We start from the raw sequence: 16,965 nt of genomic DNA, 5'->3' as shown, positions 1-16,965 counted from the left end.
GCCCGTCGCGCGCGAGACACAAGGAGCCCGCACCATGCCCGCAGCCGCCCCGGACCAGCCCCTGCACCAGCACCTGCGCCGCCACGCGCGCGAAAAGCCCGACGCGCCGGCCATCCACTGGTACGGCCGCGCCATCACGTGGCGCGAGCTTGACGACTGGAGCGATGCCCTGGGCGCGCACCTGCAATCGCTCGGTGTCGCCAAGGGCGAGCCGGTGGCGCTGTTCATGAACAACTGCCCGCAGTACGTGGTGGCGCACTACGCCATCCAGAAGATCGGCGCCATCGTGTGCCCCTGCGGACCGCTCAACAAGGCGCATGAGCTGCAATACCAGCTGGATGACCTGAAGGCGCGCGTCATCATTGCCGCCGACAACCTGCTGCCCATCGTGGAGCAGGTGCGCGCGCAGACCGCGCTGCAGCACGTGCTCGCGGTGCGCTACACCGATCTGCTGCCCGCCGAACCGACGCTGGCCGTGCCGCCCGAGCTGCAAACGCCCGCACAGCCGCTGCCCCACGGCGTGAGTGACGCGCTACAAATTGCGCAGCACGGTGCGCAGGCAGGCCGTCTACCTGCGCCTGAAAACATCGACATGGACGACGTGGCGCTGATGACCTACACCAGCGGCACCACCGGGCTGCCCAAGGGCGCCATGCTGAGCTTTGGCAACGCGCTGTTCAAGACCGCGGTCACGGCGCAGGCCTCGGGCCTGCAGGCGGGCGACGTGTCGCTGTCGGTCGCGCCCCTGTACCACATCGCCGGCATGCTGATGGGCGTGAACACGCCGATTCTGGTGGGCGCCACGCAGGTGCTGCTGTTCCGCTTTGACCCGGTGGCGGTGCTGCAGGCCATTGCGCAGCACGGCGTCACGCACTGGTACTCCATCGCGCCCATGAACGTGGCCTGCATGCAGGTGCCGGATGCGGCGCGCTTCAACCTCAAATCTTTGCGCCGCAACCCGGTCACCAGCTTCGGCATCACGTTCACCGAGCCGCTGGCCCAGCAATGGCAGGCCTTTGCGGGCGGCGATTGTGTGTCGTACGAAGCCGCCTATGGCCTGAGCGAAACGCACACCATGGACACCGGCATGCCGCCCGACGCCATCCGCTGGGGCACGCACGGCAAGCCGATGCCGGGCGTCACCATCCGCATCGTCGATCCCGACACGGGTGCCGAGAAAGCGCCCGGCGAGGTGGGCGAGATCACGCTCAGGTCGCCCGGCAACTTCAAGGGCTACTGGAACAAGCCTGACGCCACCGCCAAGACGCTGAAAGATGGCTGGGTCTGGACCGGCGACATGGGCAAGCTGGACGCCGAGGGCTACCTCACCTTCATCGGCCGCAACAAGGAAATGATCAAGGTCTCGGGCTACAGCGTGTTCCCGGAGGAAGTCGAAACCATCCTCATCAAGCACCCCGCCGTGGCGCAGGCGGCGGTGCTGGCCGAACCCGATGCCGACAAGGGCGAGGTGGTCAAGGCCTTCATCGTCAAGAAGCCCGGCGCCGCGCTGGCGGCCGACGAACTGATCGCCTGGAGCCGCGACAACATGGCGACGTACAAGGTGCCGAAGTACGTCGAGTTCATCGACGCGCTGCCGACCACGGGGGCGGGCAAGGTGTTGCGGCGCTTGTTGAGGTCGGGGCCCTGAATACCGAATACCGAATACCGGACGCGAAGGGCGCGAAGGATTCGCGAAGGACGCAAAAAGAAAAACAAAAATTTTTATTTCTTTCGCGTCCTTCGCGTAACTTTTGCGTTCTTCGCGTCCGGCTGTTCTTGCAACGCATAAAGAAGACCGATGTTCAAGAAAATCCTCATCGCCAATCGCGGCGAAGTCGCCCTGCGCATCGTCCGCGCACTGCGCGACATGGGCGTGGCCAGCGTGGCGGTGTTTGCCGACGACGATGCCGCCGCGCCGCACGTGACGGCTGCCGATGAGGCGGTGGCGCTCGGCGCCAGCGGGCCGGCGGCGTATCTGGAGGGCGCGCGGCTCATCGCCATCGCGCGCGATCGCGGCTGCGACGCGCTGCATCCCGGCTACGGCTTTTTGAGCGAGCGCGCCGACTTCGCGCGCGCCTCTGCGGCGGCGGGCATTCGCTTCATCGGCCCCACGCCCGAGCAACTGGCGCTGTTCGGCGACAAGGCCGCCGCGCGCGAGCTGGCTGCGCGCTGCGGCGTGCCGCTGATGCCGGGCGTGTCGCACGCGGTGACGCTGGACGAGGCGCGCGCCTTCTTCGCCCAGCATGCCGCCAACGGCATTGTCATCAAGGCCGTGGGCGGCGGCGGCGGGCGCGGCATGCGCGCTATTCAAAATGAAGCTGACCTGGCCGCCGCCTACGAGCGCTGCCGCGGCGAGGCGCTGGCCGCTTTCGGCATGGCCGACGTGTATGTCGAGCGCCTGATGCGCGGCGCGCGCCACATCGAGGTGCAGGTGCTGGGCGACGGCCAGCAGGTGATGGCGCTGGGCGAGCGCGAATGCACGCTGCAACGGCGCTTTCAGAAGCTGGTGGAAATTGCGCCCAGCCCCAGCCTGCCCGATGCGCTGCGGGCGCGCATCGTGGAGGCCGCGCTCACCATGGCGCGCGCGGTGCGCTATGAAGGGTTGGGCACCTTCGAATTTCTGGTCGATCTGGATTCGGCTGATTTGCCGTTCGTCTTCATCGAAGCCAACGCGCGCCTGCAGGTGGAGCACACCATCACCGAGGCCGTGACGGGTGTCGATCTGGTGCAGGCGCAGATTGCGTTGGCTGCGGGGCAGCGCTTGGCGGATCTGGGACTCGACCCTACAGCGCCGCCCGCGCCGCGCGGCTACGCCATCCAGTGGCGCATCAACGCCGAAACGCTGGCGGCCGATGGCAGCGCCACGCCGGGCCACGGCACGCTCACGCGCTTTGACCTGCCGCAAGGCCCCGGCGTGCGCGTCGACACGCACGGCGTGGCCGGCGCCGCGCCCTCGCCGCACTACGACGCGCTGCTGGCCAAGCTCATCGTGCACTCGGCCGGCCGCGACTTTGCCGACGCGCTGCGCCGCTCGCGCCGCGCGCTATCCGAGACGCGCATTGACGGCGTCGCCAATAACCTGAACCTGCTGCGCGCGCTGGCCGAGCGGCCTGAAATGGCGGCGCAATCGGTACACACGCGTTGGCTCGAATCGGTGCTGCCGGAGTTGGTGAGTGCTTCTGAAAAGATAGCTGCCCGCGCTTGTCAGGAAAGCGCTGGAGGCCCCAAAGACATAAAAGCCCGTGATCCCGCTATCGAAGCCCCCGAAGGCGCCGTGCTGGCCCCCATGCCGGCGCGGCTGGTGCAGTTGTCGGTGGCCGTGGGCGACACGGTGCCGAGGGGCGCTGAACTCGCCGTGCTGGAAGCCATGAAGATGCAGCACGTGCTCGCGGCGCCGCACGCCGGCATCGTGCGCCAGCGTTTTGCTCATGACGGTGCGTATCTCGCCCAAGGCGACGTGATCCTGGTCCTGGAAGAAGCCGAGCACGCGGCAGCGCACGCCGCCGAGGACGCGGCGGCGCACGACCCCCACCACATCCGCGCCGACCTGCAGCGCGTGATCGACCGCCACGCCTTCACGCTGGACGCCGCGCGCCCCGACGCCATCGCCAAGCGCCACGCGCGCGGCCTGCGCACGGCGCGCGAGAACATTGCCGACCTGTGCGACGAAGGCAGCTTCATCGAATACGGCGCGCTCGCCATTGCCGCGCAGACGCGCCGCCGCAGCGTGGAAGACCTGATCGCCAACACGCCCGCCGACGGCATGGTGACGGGCGTGGGCGGCGTCAACGGCCTCATCTTCGGCGCCGAGTGCGCCCGCACCGCCGTGATGGCCTACGACGCCACGGTGCTGGCCGGCACGCAGGGGATGCGCAACCACGCCAAGACGGATCGCATCCTGGGCATCGCGCTGCAGGAAAAGCTGCCCGTGGTGCTGTTCGCCGAAGGCGGCGGCGGCCGGCCGGGCGATGTGGACGCCAATGTGCTGGCTGGCTTGCACGTGCACACCTTTGCCGCCTACGGCGCGCTGTCGGGCCAGGTGCCGGTGGTCGGGGTGGTGGCGGGGCGCTGCTTTGCCGGCAATGCCGCGCTGCTGGGCTGCAGCGACGTGATCATTGCGACGAAAGACAGCAACATCGGCATGGGCGGCCCGGCCATGATCGAGGGCGGCGGGCTGGGCGTGTTCACGCCCGAGCAGGTCGGCCCCAGCGACGTGCAGCACGCCAACGGCGTGATCGACGTGCTGGTGGACGATGAAGCGGCCGCCGTGCACGCCGCGCGCCAGTACCTGGGCTTCTTTCAGGGCCGCACGAAGGAGTGGATCACGCCCGACTCGCGCCTGCTTCGCGCCGTGGTGCCCGAGAACCGCCTGCGCGTGTACGACACGCGCGCCGCGATGGTGGGGCTGGTGGATGAAGGCAGCCTGCTGCCGCTGCGCACCGGCTTTGGTGTGGGCATCCACACCGCGCTGGCGCGCATCGAAGGGCGGCCGGTGGGCCTGATGGCCAGCAACCCGCTGCACCTGGGCGGTGCCATCGACGCGCCGGCGGCCGACAAGGGCGCGCGCTTCATGCAGCTGTGCAACGCGCATGGGCTGCCCATCGTGAGCCTGATCGACACGCCCGGCTTCATGGTCGGGCCCGACATCGAAAAGACCGCGCAGGTGCGCCACGTCAGCCGCCTGTTCGTCACCGCCGCCGCGCTGCGCGTGCCCTTCTTCAGCGTGGTGCTGCGCAAGGGCTACGGCCTAGGGGCGATGGGCATGGCGGCGGGGGGCTTTCATGCACCCTTCTTCACCATTTCGTGGCCCACCGGCGAATTCGGCGGCATGGGGCTGGAAGGCGCGGTGCGCCTGGGCTTTCGAAAGGAGCTGGAGGCGGTGGCCGAAGGCCCCGAGCGCGACGCGCTGTTCAACAAACTGGTGGCACAGCAATACCACCACGGCGAAGCCATGAACATGGCGACCACGCTGGAGATCGACGCCGTGATCGACCCGGCCGAGACGCGCGCCTGGCTGGCGCGCGGGCTGTCGGCGGCGGCGCCCGAGCGCGGCGGTCATTCGTCCTACATCGACACCTGGTGAGTGCCGGCGGCCTGGCCGCTGGCGCAGGCGTCAGATACGGGGCGCGGGACAACTTTGCCCAGGCTTCGCACGGGGTTTACACCCCAGCCCGAGCATGAACCGTCCCGAACCTCGACACAAAGGAGTCTGACATGTCGAAATTCACCTTGACCAAGGGCTTTCTTGCCGCCTCCGCGGTCGCCTTCTCGGCCTTCGGGTCGCTGGCCTTGCCCACGGCGGCCAGCGCGCAACCGGTGATCACGGTGCAGGTGCCACCACCACCGGTGCGTGCCGAACGCATGCCGGCCCCGCGCCGCGGCTACGTGTGGTCGCCCGGCCACTACCAATGGGTCAATGGCCAGTACGTGTGGCGCCGCGGTTACTGGGTGAAGGCGCGCCCCGGTTACGCCTACCGCGCACCGCAGTGGCGCCAGCAGAACAACCGGTGGGTGTACAGCCGCCCCGGCTGGGACCGTGACCGCGATGGCGTGCCCAACCGTTACGACCGTGATCGCGACGGTGATGGCGTGCCCAACCACCGCGACCGCTTTCCCAACAACCCGCGCCGGTATTAAAACGATAGCGCCACCGGCTGGTGTGATGCCGGCTCAGGCTGCGCCAGGCGGGGTCGCTGTCATTTGACTTCAGCGCCACGGCGGCCCGACGCTGGCCTGGCGCGGAACTCGGCGCAGTAGTCCCGCAGCGGGCGTGGCGGCGTGGCCCAGGTGAGGTCGGCCGCGCCCGCTTCGCTGGGTGATGCAGAGCGATTCGCGGCGGCAGCACGCGCCGTCACCACCTTCGCCACCACCTTGCCAGGAAGATGCAGCGGCACGCCCAGGCTGCGCTCCACGTGGCCGTTGCCGGCGATCAGCACCACGGTCTTGCCAGGCTGCAGTGCGCTGACCACGGTGTCCGCCATCGCGCGGTCGCGTGCGATCTGAACCCGCGTCATCGGCCCGATCTGCGTCTCGGGCAAGGCGTCGCAGTGGCCTTCCCGAATGCGTTGCTGCTGCGTCTGCAGCGCCAGGGGTGGCAGGCGCGCGTCCAGCGTGGCGTCGGCCATGGCTTCGCGCAGATGTCGCATCGGCAGGTTGGCGCCCAGCACGGGCACGCCGGCGCGCACGGCGGTCATTACGACGGGGCCGTACGTCTTCCACGGCCAGCCCGCGTTGTCCCACGCCAGGGCTGCGCGCACAGTGGATTCGCTGGCGCTGGAAGCCAGGCCTGCCGTGCTGTGCCCTTGCTCGGCCATTTCCATCGCCACCGCCGCCAGACGGCCCTGGTCTGCCAGCCACTGCACGGTCTGGCGCTGCAGTTGCTGGTGGTCGGGCGCATCGTGCTGTTCGCCCAGCAACAGCACGGCGGCCGGCAGCAGGGCTGACAGGCGCGCCTGTTCATCGGCGGTCAGGGGCGGCGACGTGGTGCAGCCGGCACTGGTCAGCAGGGCAATGCACAGCGCGGCGGCAAGCAGGGCGGGTCGGGCCATCGCGCCATACTAAACACCTTGTTGATTCCACCCCGCTTTCATCCGTCGCGCTGGCTGCGCGCGCTGATCACCCTGCTGCTGGCCGGCCTGGCGGCGCAGCTGTGCGTCGCGTGGCACACGCCCATTCCGTGGATGATCGGCCCGCTGCTGGCGACGGCCTTTGCGACCATGGCGGGCGCGCCGACCTACAGCAGCAACGCCTTGCGCAACGGCGGCCAATGGGCCATCGGCGCGGCGCTGGGGCTGTACTTCACGCCCGAAGTCACCGCGCTGGTGTTGAGCCTGTGGTGGGCGGTGGCGCTGGCGATACTGTGGGCCACGGCGCTGGGCCTGGGTTTTGGCGCCTGGCTGCAAAGGGCGCTGGCCGACGGGCTGCAGGGGCTGACGCCGACGGAGCGGCGCGCGACGACGTATTTCTCGGGCGCCATCGGCGGGGCTTCGGAAATGACGTTGCTGGCCGAACGCTGCGGCGCCCGCACCGACCTGGTGGCGGCGGCGCACAGCGTGCGCATGGCCGTGGTGGTGCTCAGCATTCCGTTTGCGATGCAATGGGCCAAGCAGCACTGGCACCTGCAGGCGCTGGACATGACGCCGCCCGGCCCGCGCGTGGCCGAATGGCCCGGCCTGCTGTGGCTGGCGCTGGCCACCGGTGCCGGTGCGTGGCTGATGCGGCTGACGGGCCGCGCCAACCCCTGGTTCATCGGCGCGCTGCTGGCGGCCATGGTGCCGACCATGGCGGGCGTGCATCTGTCGGCCGTGCCGACGGCATTGACCAACGCGGCGCAACTGGTGATCGGCATCAGCCTGGGCGTGCGCTTCACGCGCCAGTTTCTGCACGCCGCGCCGCGCTGGCTGCTGGCCGCCGTGCTGGGCACGCTGGGCATGATCGCACTGTGCGGCGCGTTTGCCTGGGTGTTGTCGTGGGCCACCGGCATTCATCCGGTGACGCTGATGCTGGCCACGTCGCCCGGCGGCATCACCGAAATGGCGATCACCGCCAAGGTGCTGCAACTGGGGGTGCCGGTGGTGACGGCGTTTCAGGTCTGCCGCCTGGTGGCCGTGCTGCTGCTGGCCGAGCCGATGTTCCGCTGGTGGTCGGCGCGTAGCGGTGCCAGAAAATGAAAAGGCCCAGCTCTTCAGCGCGGGCCTGTTCGTGGCACCCGCCGCCGGGCTTGTACCGGCTGCCAGGTGCGCCCCTTGAGGGGAGTCGCGTCAGCGCTTCGGGTTGGTCGTCAGTGAACCACCACCGGGTTCTGCGCCAGTTCGGCGTAGCCTTCGAGCGTGTCTTCGACCTCTTCCTGCGTGGGCGTGTTCATCTGCCAGGCGGCAATGCGCTGCTGGAACAGCTCGGCCCACAGACCGTCCAGATAGACCTCCTTGCCGGACCGCTTGTCCACGATCTCGAATCCGTGGCGCGCGAGCACGGGCTTGCCTTCTTGCACGGGCGTGCCGGTCGGCGCGTCGGGCAGCAGGTGAACGACCGCGAAGCTGTCGGAATCGTAAAGCGTGTTCATCAGTGGGTAGAGCCTTTCAGAATGGACTGAAGTGGTTTCAGTACCTGCATATAACAACGCATCAGCCGCTTTCAAGGTGTACGCAGCCCCGCCCAGCGCGTGTCAGCCAAGGGCGCGCGGCAGGATAGGCCCGGGGCGCGCCGCTCAACGGGGCGGCAGGGCGGCCAGCTGCTGGTCGACCACATCGCCGTTGAACGCCGTGGTGCGCAGGCGCGCCGGCAGATAGGCGTGGTCGCGCGCCAGCCACAGCTCGACCCGCGCGTCGTAGTCGCGCCGCGGGTGGCGCACCAGCTTCGTGCAGGGCAGGGGGCGGTCGTCAATCTGCAGCACTTCGTCGGGCAGCACCTCCCACTGCCAGGGCTCGGCGTCGCGCACGCCGGCGGTGGGCAGCACGATGACGTCGCCGGGCAGGTAGCGGTGCGGCGCGGCGGCGATCAGGCCGCCCAGTTGCAGGGGCGCGCTCAAGCGGTCCTGCGCGCCCGGGCGCAGCGCGGCATCGGGCGTGTTGGCCGAAAAGCGGATGCGGCCGCCCGCCGGGTCAAAGTGGGCCGCGCGTTCGCCGCGCGCCTGTTCGGCGTAGCGCGCGGGCGCCAGGCCCGCCACGGTCACCGCCCCTTCGCTGCGCTGCGTGCGCTGGCCCTGTGCGGGCAGTTGCACCGTCCATTCGGCTTCGTAGCGGTCGCCGTCGCGCTGCCATGTCAGCTGCGCCTCGGTATCGAACGGCTGGCCGCGCGCCGTGCCATGTACCTGGTAGCGCAGCCGTGCCGACGTCGGCAGTCGCACCGGGGCGGGCGGGCTGTCGTGGGCCGCGGGCGCTGCGGACGGCGTGGGCGCGGCTTCGGGCGTGCGATCGGCTGGCGGCTCGGCCACAGCGACGGCCGCCATCGTCGCCGGCCTAGCCGTCGCGGTGCGCGCCGCTGCATTTCTGGCCACCGCGCGATCCGGCGCCGCACGCGCCGCCGGCCGCGACACGGGCGAGGCCATGACCACGCGCTGCGGTGCCTGCGGCGTGGCCAGGCGCGGCTCTGCCGGTCGGTCCGCATGCTGATGCGCGCCTGGGGCAGGCGCATCGACCACGCGCACCTGTACCACCGGTGCCGCCGGCCGCACCGACGGCGTGGCGGGCGGTGGGCGCAGCCCCAGCAGCAGCGCATGCGCCGCCATCACGGCGGCCAGCAGTGGCAGCGGCGGGCGCCGCCAGGGCGCAGGCCAGCGCCTAGAATCCGCTTCGGCCATTCAGCGCCATGCCGCCAGCCGCCGGGCTGGTGCCCTTTGGACGCGCCGCCCTCGGTGGGCGCGGGTGCATCGAGTCCCAAGCATTCATGAAACTGGCAACCTACAAAGACGGCTCGCGCGACGGGCAACTGGTGGTCGTCTCGCGCGACCTGACCACGGCCCATTATGCGACCGGCATCGCCAGCCGCCTGCAGCAGGCGCTGGACGACTGGAACTTCATTTCGCCGCAGTTGCAGGACCTGAGCGACACGCTCAACCACGGCAAGGCGCGGCACGCGTTCCCGTTCGATCCGGCGCTGTGCATGGCGCCGCTGCCGCGCGCCTACCAGTGGGCCGACGGCTCGGCCTACCTGAACCACGTCGAGCTGGTGCGCGCCGCGCGCGGCAGCGAAGTGCCCGAGAGTTACTTCACCGAGCCGCTGATGTACCAGGGCGGCAGCGACGATCTTCTGGGCGCGCAGGACGACATCCGCGTCGCCAGCGAATCCTTCGGCATCGATTTCGAGGCCGAATTGGCCGTCATCACCGGCGACGTGCCCATGGCCGCCACGCCCGAGCAGGGCCTGGACGCGATCCGCCTGCTGATGCTGGTCAACGACGTCAGCCTGCGCCACCTGATCCCCGACGAACTGGCCAAGGGTTTCGGCTTCTTCCACGGCAAGCCCTCAACCGCCTTCGGCCCCGTCGCCGTCACGCCCGACGAACTGGGCGACGCCTGGCAGGAAGGCCGCTTGCACCTGACGATGCAGGTCAGCTGGAACGGCCGCAAGGTGGCGATGTGCGACGCCGGCCCCGACATGCGCTTTCACTTTGGCCAGCTCATCGCCCACGCCGCGCGCACGCGGCGCCTGCGCGCCGGCAGCATCGTCGGCAGCGGCACCGTCAGCAACCCCGGCGTCGAAAAGGACGGCCGCCGCGACTGGCCCAAGGGTTATGGCTGCATCGCTGAAAAGCGCGCCATGGAAACCCTGCAGGATGGCGCACCGCAAACCGACTACATGAAATTCGGCGACACCGTGCGCATCGAGATGAAGGGCAGGGATGGCATGTCGGTGTTTGGCGCCATCGACCAGAAAGTAAGTCAATTTGGCGCCTAGCGCTTTCTGGTAAAGCGCTTGAAGCTATAATAAAGATAGCATGAGTGAGCCGGCGTCCAGCCCCGCTATCATCCGTCCATGTCCCCTCGTCACCTGAGTCCTCCCGCCGTCGCCGCCCCTCCCGCGGGCGCGCGGGCGATGGGCTGAACCCCTTCGCCTGACGCACCGGCCGACCTGGCGCCGGCCTCGGCGCCCGTGGCGCGCTTGTGCGTGCTGCGTGGTGGAAGGACTTTTTCTCTCGGGTGACTCATCATGTTGAACGCATGGCCGACGGCGCTGTTCGTGCTGCTGTGGAGCAGCGGCGCCATCTTTTCACGTTGGGGGCTGGACCATGCCTCTCCGTTTGTCTTGCTGACGCTGCGCTTCGGCGTGGCGCTGGCGGTGCTGTGCCTGCTGGGCTGGCGCAGCCGGCATGGGCTGCCGGAACCGGGCACGCGATGGCAGGTGGCGGCCACCGGCCTGCTGCTGGTGGGCGGCTATTCGTGCGCGTACTTTCTGGCGCTGGACCACGGCCTGACGCCCGGCGCGCTGGCCACCATCCTGGGTGTGCAGCCCATCGTGACGCTGCTGTTTCAAGAGCGCAAGGCGCCCGCCCTGCGCTGGCTGGGGCTGGCGTTGGCACTGGCCGGGCTGGTGCTGGTGGTGCTTGACAGCCTGTTGCACGCGCGCGTGTCGGTGGCCGGCGTGGGCTGGGCGCTGGCGGCGCTGGGCTGCATCACGCTGGGCACCATGGCGCAAAAGCGCATCGCGCAGCCGCCCACGCGCGTGCTGCCGCTGCAGTGCGCGGTGGCGCTGGTGTTGTGCCTGGCGCTGCTGCCTACGCAGCCGCTGCGGCTGGATGCGCATCCGATGCTGGCGGTGTCGGTGCTGTGGCTGGGCGCGGTGATCTCGGTGGGCGCCACGGTGCTGCTGTACCGCCTGCTTCGCGCGGGCAACCTGGTCAACGTGACCAGCCTGTTCTATCTGGTGCCGGGCGGCACGGCGCTGCTGGACTGGTGGCTGCTGGGCAACCGCATGGCGCCGCTGGCGATGATGGGTTTGGGGCTGGTTGTCGCCGGGCTGGTGCTGGTGTTTCGCGCGCGGCCGGCGGCCTGAGGCGTCAGGCAGCGTACACCGACGCCAGGTCCTCGAAGCCCTTGACCTCGATCGGATTGCCGAACGGATCGCGGAAGAACATGGTCCATTGCTCGCCCGGCTGGCCGGCAAAGCGCAGGTGCGGCGCGATGACGAACGCGGTGCCGGCAGCGGTCAGCCGGTCGGCCATGGCCTGCCAGTCGGCGCGCTGCAGGATTAGGCCCAGGTGCGGCATTGGAACCCAGTGGTCGCCCACGCGGCCGGTGTCGGTGGTCTTGAACGGCTCGCCCAGGTGCAGCGAGATCTGGTGGCCGAAGAAGTCGAAATCGACCCACGTGTCGGTGCTGCGGCCTTCGCGGCAGCCCAGCACGCCGCCGTAGAAGCGGCGCGCCGCGTCAAGGTCCGTCACGTGGTAGGCCAGGTGGAACAGGGCTTTCATGCGGGCAGCATAGCGGCATCGGGCGCTTGCGGCGCCTCGCTATCATCGTTCGCATCATTTCCGAGGAGACACCCATGAGCCGCACCGTCGATTACAGCCGCTACACCACCTTCAACATCACGCGCCGCGGCGCCAACAACGCCGTGCTGGACCTGCAGATGAGGGCCAAGAACGGCAAGCTGCCCACCGCCGCGCACGACGGCCACTGGGAGCTGTGCGAGATCTGGCGCGACATCGACCAGGACGACAGCGTGCGCGCCGTGGTGCTGCGCGGCGAAGGCATGGGCTTTTCGGGCGGCGGCGACCTGGCGCTGGTGCAGGACATGGCCAGCGACTTTGCCGTGCGCACGCGCGTGTGGAAAGAGGCGCGCGACCTGGTCTACAACGTCATCAACTGCGACAAGCCCATCGTCAGCGCCATGCACGGCCCGGCGGTGGGCGCGGGGCTGGTGGCGGGGCTGCTGGCCGACATCTCGATTGCCGCCAAGAGCGCGAAGATCGTGGACGGCCATACGCGCCTGGGCGTGGCGGCGGGTGACCATGCCGCCATCTGCTGGCCGCTGCTGTGCGGCATGGCCAAGGCCAAGTACTACCTGATGCTGTGCGAAGCCGTGACGGGCGAAGAAGCCGAGCGCATCGGCCTGGTGTCGCTGGCCGTGGAGGACGACCAGTTGCTGGACAAGGCCTACGAAGTGGCCGACAAGCTGGCCGCCGGCAGCACCACCGCGATCCGCTGGACCAAGTATTCGCTCAACAACTGGTACCGGCAGGCGGGGCCGAGCTTCGACACCTCCCTCGCGCTCGAATTCATGGGCTTCGCCGGACCGGACGTGCAGGAAGGCGTGGCGAGCCTGCGCGAACGGCGGGCGCCGAAGTATTCAACTCCGTGAACTGGTGAGGCAGGCCGCATCCGATTTGCATGGAAAAGTGAAAGCTCTGCCATTGTCCGTGCAGACATGCATAAAAATATGATATCTTTATGCATTTAAGAGCGGACATGTATAGGACAGAGCCTTTTCATCGCTCTTGCACCAAATGACGGTGATCGCCCCGCTTGAATCGATGGATCCCGCGCGCTTCGACACGCCGGCGATCCTGAAGGCGCTGGCCAGCAGCAGCCGCGCGCTGGCCGAGTTGAAGGGGCTGGTCGCCTCCATTCCCAACCAGAACATCCTCATCAACACGCTGGCCTTGCAGGAGGCCAAGGACAGCTCCGAGATCGAGAACATCGTCACCACGCACGACGAACTGTTCAAGGGTGCCCTTCAGCCCGAGCCGGCCGCCGGGCCGGCCGCCAAGGAAGTGCTCCGCTATCGCCAGGCGCTGCAGACGGGATTTGCGCTGGTGCGTGACACGGGGCTGCTGACCGCCAATCACCTCGTCGCCATCCAGGCCGAGCTGGAGCAGAACCATGCCGGCTTTCGCAAGCTGCCCGGGACCGCGCTGCGCGATGGCGCCGGGCGCACCGTGTACACGCCGCCGCAGGACCCCGCAGAGGTGCAGCGCCTGATGGGCGACCTGGAGCGGTTCATCAATACGCCAGAGTTGTGGGCCGCCGATCCGTTGATCAAGATGGCGCTCATTCACCACCAGTTCGAGAGCATCCACCCCTTTTATGACGGCAACGGCCGCACCGGCCGCATCCTGAACGTGCTGTACCTTGTGCAGCAGGGCCTGCTGGACACGCCCGTGCTGTATCTCAGCCATTTCATCGTCAACACCAAGGCCGACTACTACCGTCTGCTGCAATCCACGCGCGAGGCGGACACGTGGGAAGACTGGGTGCTGTACATGCTGACCGCCGTGCAACAGACCGCGCGGCAGACGATCGCCACCATCGGCGACATCAAGACCGCCCTGTTCGATTACAAGCATCGCATACGCGACGGCTACAAGTTCTACAGCCAGGACTTGATCAACAACCTGTTCATGCATCCGTACACAAAGATCGACCACTTGCAGCGCGACCTGGGCGTCTCGCGCCTGACGGCGACGAAGTACCTTGACCTGCTGGCGCAGGATGGCCTGCTGGTCAAGCAAAAAAGCGGGCGGCAGAACTACTATGTCAATCCCGTGCTGACAGAAATTCTGACGCGCAGGACACCCATCGAAACGCTGTACCGCGGCGGCGGCTTGCCGCGTTGATCAGGCCTTGGCCTTCAACCGCGCCAGCATCTGCTCGGTATTCGTCTTGCGATCCGCATTCACCTTCTGCACCGCCGGCCGCTCGCCGATGCGCTTGAGGTAGTCCTTCACTGGCAGGCCGGCCAGCAGGTCTTCGCCGTAGACGATCTTCGTCGCGCTGCTGACCAGCGGCAGGTGGACGGCGGCGGCGCAGTCGGCCAGGGTGAAGCTGTCGCCGGCGACGAAGGGCGAGAACCTGGCCAGCTGGCCGAAGCCGGCGATGTGCTTTTCAAGCTGCGGCCGCAGCTTGTCCTTCAGGCCGTCGCTGACCTTGCCGCCGAAGAAGGCCTCGGGGTACAGGTTGCGCGCCACCAGTTCCAGGTGCAGCTCGATGTAGCGCACCAGTTCGCGCACGCGGGCGGCGGCGTAGGGGTCGGCGGGCAGCAGCGGGTGCTGGGGGTACTTGGCTTCGATGTACTCCAGCAGGACGGTCGATTCGGACAGCGGGCCGTCGTCGGTGATGGCATAGGGCACCTTGCCGATGGGGCTGGCGGCCGGGTCGGTCTCGCCGACCCAGGCCAGCACTTCCTCGAACGGCACGCCTTTTTCGAGCAGCGCGAGCTTGACCTTGTTGTAGTAGTTGCTGGCGGCGAAGCCGCAGAGCTTGAGCATGGTGGTCTCCGACAGATGGTTTGCCTGCGCAGCTTAGCCGTCGCGACCCCCGCTTGATGTCGCGCAACGGACGGCGCGGCGCGTGGACGATAATCACGGCCTGATGGAATCCCTGCGCCGTGCCCGCTCCTTCGCCCGCCTCTGGCTGGCGTGCTTCGCGCTCGCGCTCGGCGTGGCGGCGGCAGCGCCGCTGATCCATCCGCAGGCCATCGAGCTGGTCTGCGGCGCCGGCGGCCAGATCAAGGCCGTGGTGCACACCGACGACGGCGCGGTGGAACTGGGCGCCGCCCATCTCGACTGCGCGCTGTGCCTGGTGGCGTCGGCCCCGCCGCCCGCGCCCTTCATCGCGCCGCAGCCACCGCAGGTGCCGGCGCAGTCATGGGCGTCGGCCGATGCGCGCCCATTGCCTCGTGCCGCCGCGCTGCCGTGGCGCGCCCGCGCGCCCCCGCTGCCCGTCTGATTGCTATTGTTTATGTAGCTGCTCGCGCTTGTCTGTCAAGCGCTGGTGCCTGTTTTCATTCGGCATTTGGGAGGGCGGCATGCCCCCGGTCATCGCTCATCATTCGCCGCGCCGGGCAGCACTGACGCGGCTTGGCGGTATCGCACTGGCTGCGCTTGGCGGCGCATCGCTGCTCGCTTGCGACAAGCTCGCCGAGGCCACCGGCCAGCGCGCGGGCTTTCGCGGCATCGATATCACCGGCGCCGACTACGGGCGCGAGTTCCGCCTGACCGACGTGGACGGCCGCGAGCGCACGCTGGCCGACTTTCGCGGCAAGCTGGTGCTGCTGTACTTCGGCTTTGTGCAGTGCCCCGACGTGTGCCCGACGGCGCTGACGCGCGCGGCTGAAGTCAAGCGCATGCTCGGCCCTGACGGCGACAAGCTGCAGGTGATCTTCGTCACCGTCGATCCCGACCGAGACACGCCCGAAATGCTGCGCCAGTACATGGCCGCCTTCGATCCCAGCTTCGTCGCCCTGCGCGGCGACGCCGAACGCCTGAAGGCCACCGCCACCGAGTTCAAGGTGTACTACAAGCAAGTGCCCACCGGCAGCAGCTACACCATGGACCACACCGCGCTGTCCTACGTGTTCGACACGCAAGGCCGCCTGCGCCTGGCGCTGCGCCACGAGCAGACCGCGCAGGACTACGCGCACGACCTGGCGCTGCTGTTGCGCCCCGCCTGACCCGTTTTTTTTGTCACCCTTCGAAAGGAAGCTCACCATGCAACGAATGACCCTCACCCTTGCCGCCCTTGTCCTGGCCAGCGCCAGCGCCAGCGCCCACGCACAGGTCACCGTCTCCGACGCCTGGGTGCGCGGCACGGTGCCGCAGCAAAAGGCAACGGGCGCTTTCATGCACATCGCCGCCGAGCAGGATGTGCGGCTGATCGCCGGCGCTTCGCCCGTCGCCGGCGTGGTCGAAATCCACGAGATGGCGATGGAAGGCAACGTGATGAAGATGCGCGAGCTGAAAGGCGGCCTGCCGATCGCCAAGGGCGCCACCGCTGAACTCAAGCCTGGCGGCTACCACGTCATGCTGATGGACCTAAAGCAGACACTGAAAGGCGGCGAGACGGTGCCCGTGACGCTGACCTTCGAGGATGCGGTGAGCAAGAAGACCTTCACGCGCGAGCTGATGGCGCCGGTGAAGGCGCTCGGCGGGGCCACGAGCGGCCCTCATTCCGGCCAGCACAAGCACTGATGCCATCGCCGGCGGCCGCGCGCTGAGCGCGGCGTGCGGCGCACCTAACACCTCGCACCTCGCAACCAGACCATGCACCCGCGTCGCGCACCGTGTCACGCCCGCCCTGGCTCGCGCTGGCTGGTCTGGCTCGTGCTGGTGCTGGCTACGCTGGCGCCCACGGTGTCGCGCACGCTGGCAGCGGCTGGCGGTGGTGGTTGGGCGCAGGTGTGCACGCCCGAGGGCGTGCGCTGGGTGGCGCTGTCGGATGCCGACGCACGCGAGTCCGGCGTTGCCGACTCGCAGACGCCGGCCTCGCCTTCGCTGGACCACTGCCCGCTGTGCGTGCTGATGGGCGACCGGCTGGCGCCGTCCAGCCCGCCGTGGGTCTGGGCCCAGGCCGGCGCCGCCCCCGGGACGCTGATCCCGGCTGACGACCCGGCGCGGGTCGAGCGGCGGGGCCGCTTGCCCTTGCCGCGCGGGCCACCGCAATCCTTGAGCGAACCGGGCGCCGAGCGCGCCTGACCCCGGTGCCGGCCAGCGGGCCGGCGTTTGCCCGCACGGCGCATCTCGCGCGCGAC

The 16,965-nt window shown here is 68.8% G+C and carries 17 protein-coding genes; 12 read left to right on the top strand and 5 right to left on the bottom strand.

The features are described from left to right. Positions 1-34 precede the first annotated feature (34 nt). From R0D99_RS15740 to R0D99_RS15730, 3 genes are all read left to right on the top strand, one after another. A complete protein-coding gene (locus R0D99_RS15740) occupies positions 35-1,648 on the top strand; it encodes an AMP-binding protein (RefSeq protein ID WP_317749124.1) in 1,614 nt (537 codons plus the stop codon). A gap of 150 nt (positions 1,649-1,798) precedes the next feature. Beyond that, positions 1,799-5,083, top strand: coding sequence for an acetyl-CoA carboxylase family protein (locus tag R0D99_RS15735; RefSeq protein WP_317749123.1), 3,285 nt, complete (start codon positions 1,799-1,801; stop codon positions 5,081-5,083). 131 nt (positions 5,084-5,214) lie between these two features. Further along, positions 5,215-5,637 (top strand): hypothetical protein, encoded by a 423-nt coding sequence (locus R0D99_RS15730; RefSeq protein WP_317749122.1) that lies wholly within the window; start codon positions 5,215-5,217, stop codon positions 5,635-5,637. 59 nt (positions 5,638-5,696) lie between these two features. Here the strand turns inward: R0D99_RS15730 and R0D99_RS15725 are convergent, their stop codons facing one another. Further along, complete coding sequence (locus R0D99_RS15725; RefSeq protein WP_317749121.1) at positions 5,697-6,548, bottom strand: ChaN family lipoprotein; 852 nt, start codon at positions 6,546-6,548, stop codon at positions 5,697-5,699. A gap of 18 nt (positions 6,549-6,566) precedes the next feature. Between R0D99_RS15725 and R0D99_RS15720 the strand changes: the two genes are divergently transcribed. After that, entirely contained in the window at positions 6,567-7,670 is a 1,104-nt protein-coding gene (locus tag R0D99_RS15720) for an AbrB family transcriptional regulator (RefSeq protein WP_416365937.1), read from the top strand. A gap of 110 nt (positions 7,671-7,780) precedes the next feature. Here R0D99_RS15720 and R0D99_RS15715 read toward each other — a convergent pair whose 3' ends face one another. Both R0D99_RS15715 and R0D99_RS15710 read right to left on the bottom strand, forming a co-directional pair. Further along, positions 7,781-8,062: a DUF3567 domain-containing protein gene (locus R0D99_RS15715; RefSeq protein ID WP_317749120.1), complete on the bottom strand. Its 282-nt coding sequence runs from the start codon at positions 8,060-8,062 to the stop codon at positions 7,781-7,783. Positions 8,063-8,206: 144 nt separating this feature from the next. Beyond that, on the bottom strand, positions 8,207-9,298 hold the full coding sequence (locus R0D99_RS15710) for a DUF3108 domain-containing protein (protein ID WP_317749119.1): 1,092 nt from the start codon (positions 9,296-9,298) through the stop codon (positions 8,207-8,209). A gap of 86 nt (positions 9,299-9,384) precedes the next feature. Between R0D99_RS15710 and R0D99_RS15705 the strand changes: the two genes are divergently transcribed. Beyond that, positions 9,385-10,395: a fumarylacetoacetate hydrolase family protein gene (locus R0D99_RS15705; protein WP_317749118.1), complete on the top strand. Its 1,011-nt coding sequence runs from the start codon at positions 9,385-9,387 to the stop codon at positions 10,393-10,395. A gap of 252 nt (positions 10,396-10,647) precedes the next feature. Beyond that, positions 10,648-11,490 carry a DMT family transporter gene (locus tag R0D99_RS15700; RefSeq protein WP_317749117.1) on the top strand — a complete coding sequence of 281 codons (843 nt, stop codon included), beginning with the start codon at positions 10,648-10,650 and terminating at the stop codon, positions 11,488-11,490. A 4-nt stretch (positions 11,491-11,494) separates the two neighbouring features. Here the strand turns inward: R0D99_RS15700 and R0D99_RS15695 are convergent, their stop codons facing one another. Beyond that, positions 11,495-11,908: a VOC family protein gene (locus R0D99_RS15695; protein ID WP_317749116.1), complete on the bottom strand. Its 414-nt coding sequence runs from the start codon at positions 11,906-11,908 to the stop codon at positions 11,495-11,497. A 74-nt stretch (positions 11,909-11,982) separates the two neighbouring features. Between R0D99_RS15695 and R0D99_RS15690 the strand changes: the two genes are divergently transcribed. Then, complete coding sequence (locus tag R0D99_RS15690; RefSeq protein ID WP_317749115.1) at positions 11,983-12,798, top strand: enoyl-CoA hydratase/isomerase family protein; 816 nt, start codon at positions 11,983-11,985, stop codon at positions 12,796-12,798. Between the two features lie 145 nt (positions 12,799-12,943). Continuing rightward, complete coding sequence (locus tag R0D99_RS15685; RefSeq protein ID WP_317749114.1) at positions 12,944-14,053, top strand: Fic family protein; 1,110 nt, start codon at positions 12,944-12,946, stop codon at positions 14,051-14,053. On the opposite strand, the gene R0D99_RS15680 is transcribed toward R0D99_RS15685, so the two are convergent. Then, on the bottom strand, positions 14,054-14,704 hold the full coding sequence (locus R0D99_RS15680) for a glutathione S-transferase (RefSeq protein WP_317749113.1): 651 nt from the start codon (positions 14,702-14,704) through the stop codon (positions 14,054-14,056). 103 nt (positions 14,705-14,807) lie between these two features. Here R0D99_RS15680 and R0D99_RS15675 point away from each other — a divergent pair, with 103 nt between their 5' ends. The 4 genes from R0D99_RS15675 to R0D99_RS15660 all read left to right on the top strand — a co-directional run bounded on the left by R0D99_RS15675 (position 14,808) and on the right by R0D99_RS15660 (position 16,909). Continuing rightward, complete coding sequence (locus R0D99_RS15675) at positions 14,808-15,164, top strand: hypothetical protein (RefSeq protein ID WP_317749112.1); 357 nt, start codon at positions 14,808-14,810, stop codon at positions 15,162-15,164. Positions 15,165-15,243: 79 nt separating this feature from the next. Then, positions 15,244-15,888: an SCO family protein gene (locus R0D99_RS15670; protein ID WP_317749111.1), complete on the top strand. Its 645-nt coding sequence runs from the start codon at positions 15,244-15,246 to the stop codon at positions 15,886-15,888. 37 nt (positions 15,889-15,925) lie between these two features. Further along, the gene (locus R0D99_RS15665) at positions 15,926-16,405 is read left to right on the top strand and encodes a copper chaperone PCu(A)C (RefSeq protein WP_317749110.1); all 480 of its coding nucleotides are present in this window, start codon (positions 15,926-15,928) and stop codon (positions 16,403-16,405) included. Between the two features lie 72 nt (positions 16,406-16,477). Then, positions 16,478-16,909, top strand: a complete 432-nt coding sequence (locus R0D99_RS15660; RefSeq protein WP_317749109.1) for a DUF2946 family protein — start codon at positions 16,478-16,480, stop codon at positions 16,907-16,909. Positions 16,910-16,965: the final 56 nt, after the last annotated feature.

The sequence above is a fragment of the Ottowia sp. SB7-C50 genome (assembly GCF_033110285.1).
In the GTDB taxonomy this organism is placed as follows: domain Bacteria; phylum Pseudomonadota; class Gammaproteobacteria; order Burkholderiales; family Burkholderiaceae_C; genus Ottowia.
The sequence above is the reverse complement of the archived record's forward strand: the minus strand, read 5'-3'. Positions and strand labels throughout refer to the sequence as shown.

What these genes read in the sequence shown, in the direction of transcription:
- R0D99_RS15705 (WP_317749118.1), top strand. Translation starts at nt 9,385, where the DNA reads ATGAAACTGGCAACCTACAAAGACGGCTCGCGCGACGGGCAACTGGTG.
- R0D99_RS15710 (WP_317749119.1), bottom strand. Translation starts at nt 9,298, where the DNA reads ATGGCCGAAGCGGATTCTAGGCGCTGGCCTGCGCCCTGGCGGCGCCCG.
- R0D99_RS15695 (WP_317749116.1), bottom strand. Translation starts at nt 11,908, where the DNA reads ATGAAAGCCCTGTTCCACCTGGCCTACCACGTGACGGACCTTGACGCG.
- R0D99_RS15680 (WP_317749113.1), bottom strand. Translation starts at nt 14,704, where the DNA reads ATGCTCAAGCTCTGCGGCTTCGCCGCCAGCAACTACTACAACAAGGTC.
- R0D99_RS15660 (WP_317749109.1), top strand. Translation starts at nt 16,478, where the DNA reads ATGCACCCGCGTCGCGCACCGTGTCACGCCCGCCCTGGCTCGCGCTGG.
- R0D99_RS15715 (WP_317749120.1), bottom strand. Translation starts at nt 8,062, where the DNA reads ATGAACACGCTTTACGATTCCGACAGCTTCGCGGTCGTTCACCTGCTG.
- R0D99_RS15670 (WP_317749111.1), top strand. Translation starts at nt 15,244, where the DNA reads ATGCCCCCGGTCATCGCTCATCATTCGCCGCGCCGGGCAGCACTGACG.
- R0D99_RS15690 (WP_317749115.1), top strand. Translation starts at nt 11,983, where the DNA reads ATGAGCCGCACCGTCGATTACAGCCGCTACACCACCTTCAACATCACG.
- R0D99_RS15665 (WP_317749110.1), top strand. Translation starts at nt 15,926, where the DNA reads ATGCAACGAATGACCCTCACCCTTGCCGCCCTTGTCCTGGCCAGCGCC.
- R0D99_RS15735 (WP_317749123.1), top strand. Translation starts at nt 1,799, where the DNA reads ATGTTCAAGAAAATCCTCATCGCCAATCGCGGCGAAGTCGCCCTGCGC.
- R0D99_RS15740 (WP_317749124.1), top strand. Translation starts at nt 35, where the DNA reads ATGCCCGCAGCCGCCCCGGACCAGCCCCTGCACCAGCACCTGCGCCGC.
- R0D99_RS15675 (WP_317749112.1), top strand. Translation starts at nt 14,808, where the DNA reads ATGGAATCCCTGCGCCGTGCCCGCTCCTTCGCCCGCCTCTGGCTGGCG.
- R0D99_RS15730 (WP_317749122.1), top strand. Translation starts at nt 5,215, where the DNA reads ATGTCGAAATTCACCTTGACCAAGGGCTTTCTTGCCGCCTCCGCGGTC.
- R0D99_RS15700 (WP_317749117.1), top strand. Translation starts at nt 10,648, where the DNA reads ATGTTGAACGCATGGCCGACGGCGCTGTTCGTGCTGCTGTGGAGCAGC.
- R0D99_RS15685 (WP_317749114.1), top strand. Translation starts at nt 12,944, where the DNA reads ATGACGGTGATCGCCCCGCTTGAATCGATGGATCCCGCGCGCTTCGAC.
- R0D99_RS15725 (WP_317749121.1), bottom strand. Translation starts at nt 6,548, where the DNA reads ATGGCCCGACCCGCCCTGCTTGCCGCCGCGCTGTGCATTGCCCTGCTG.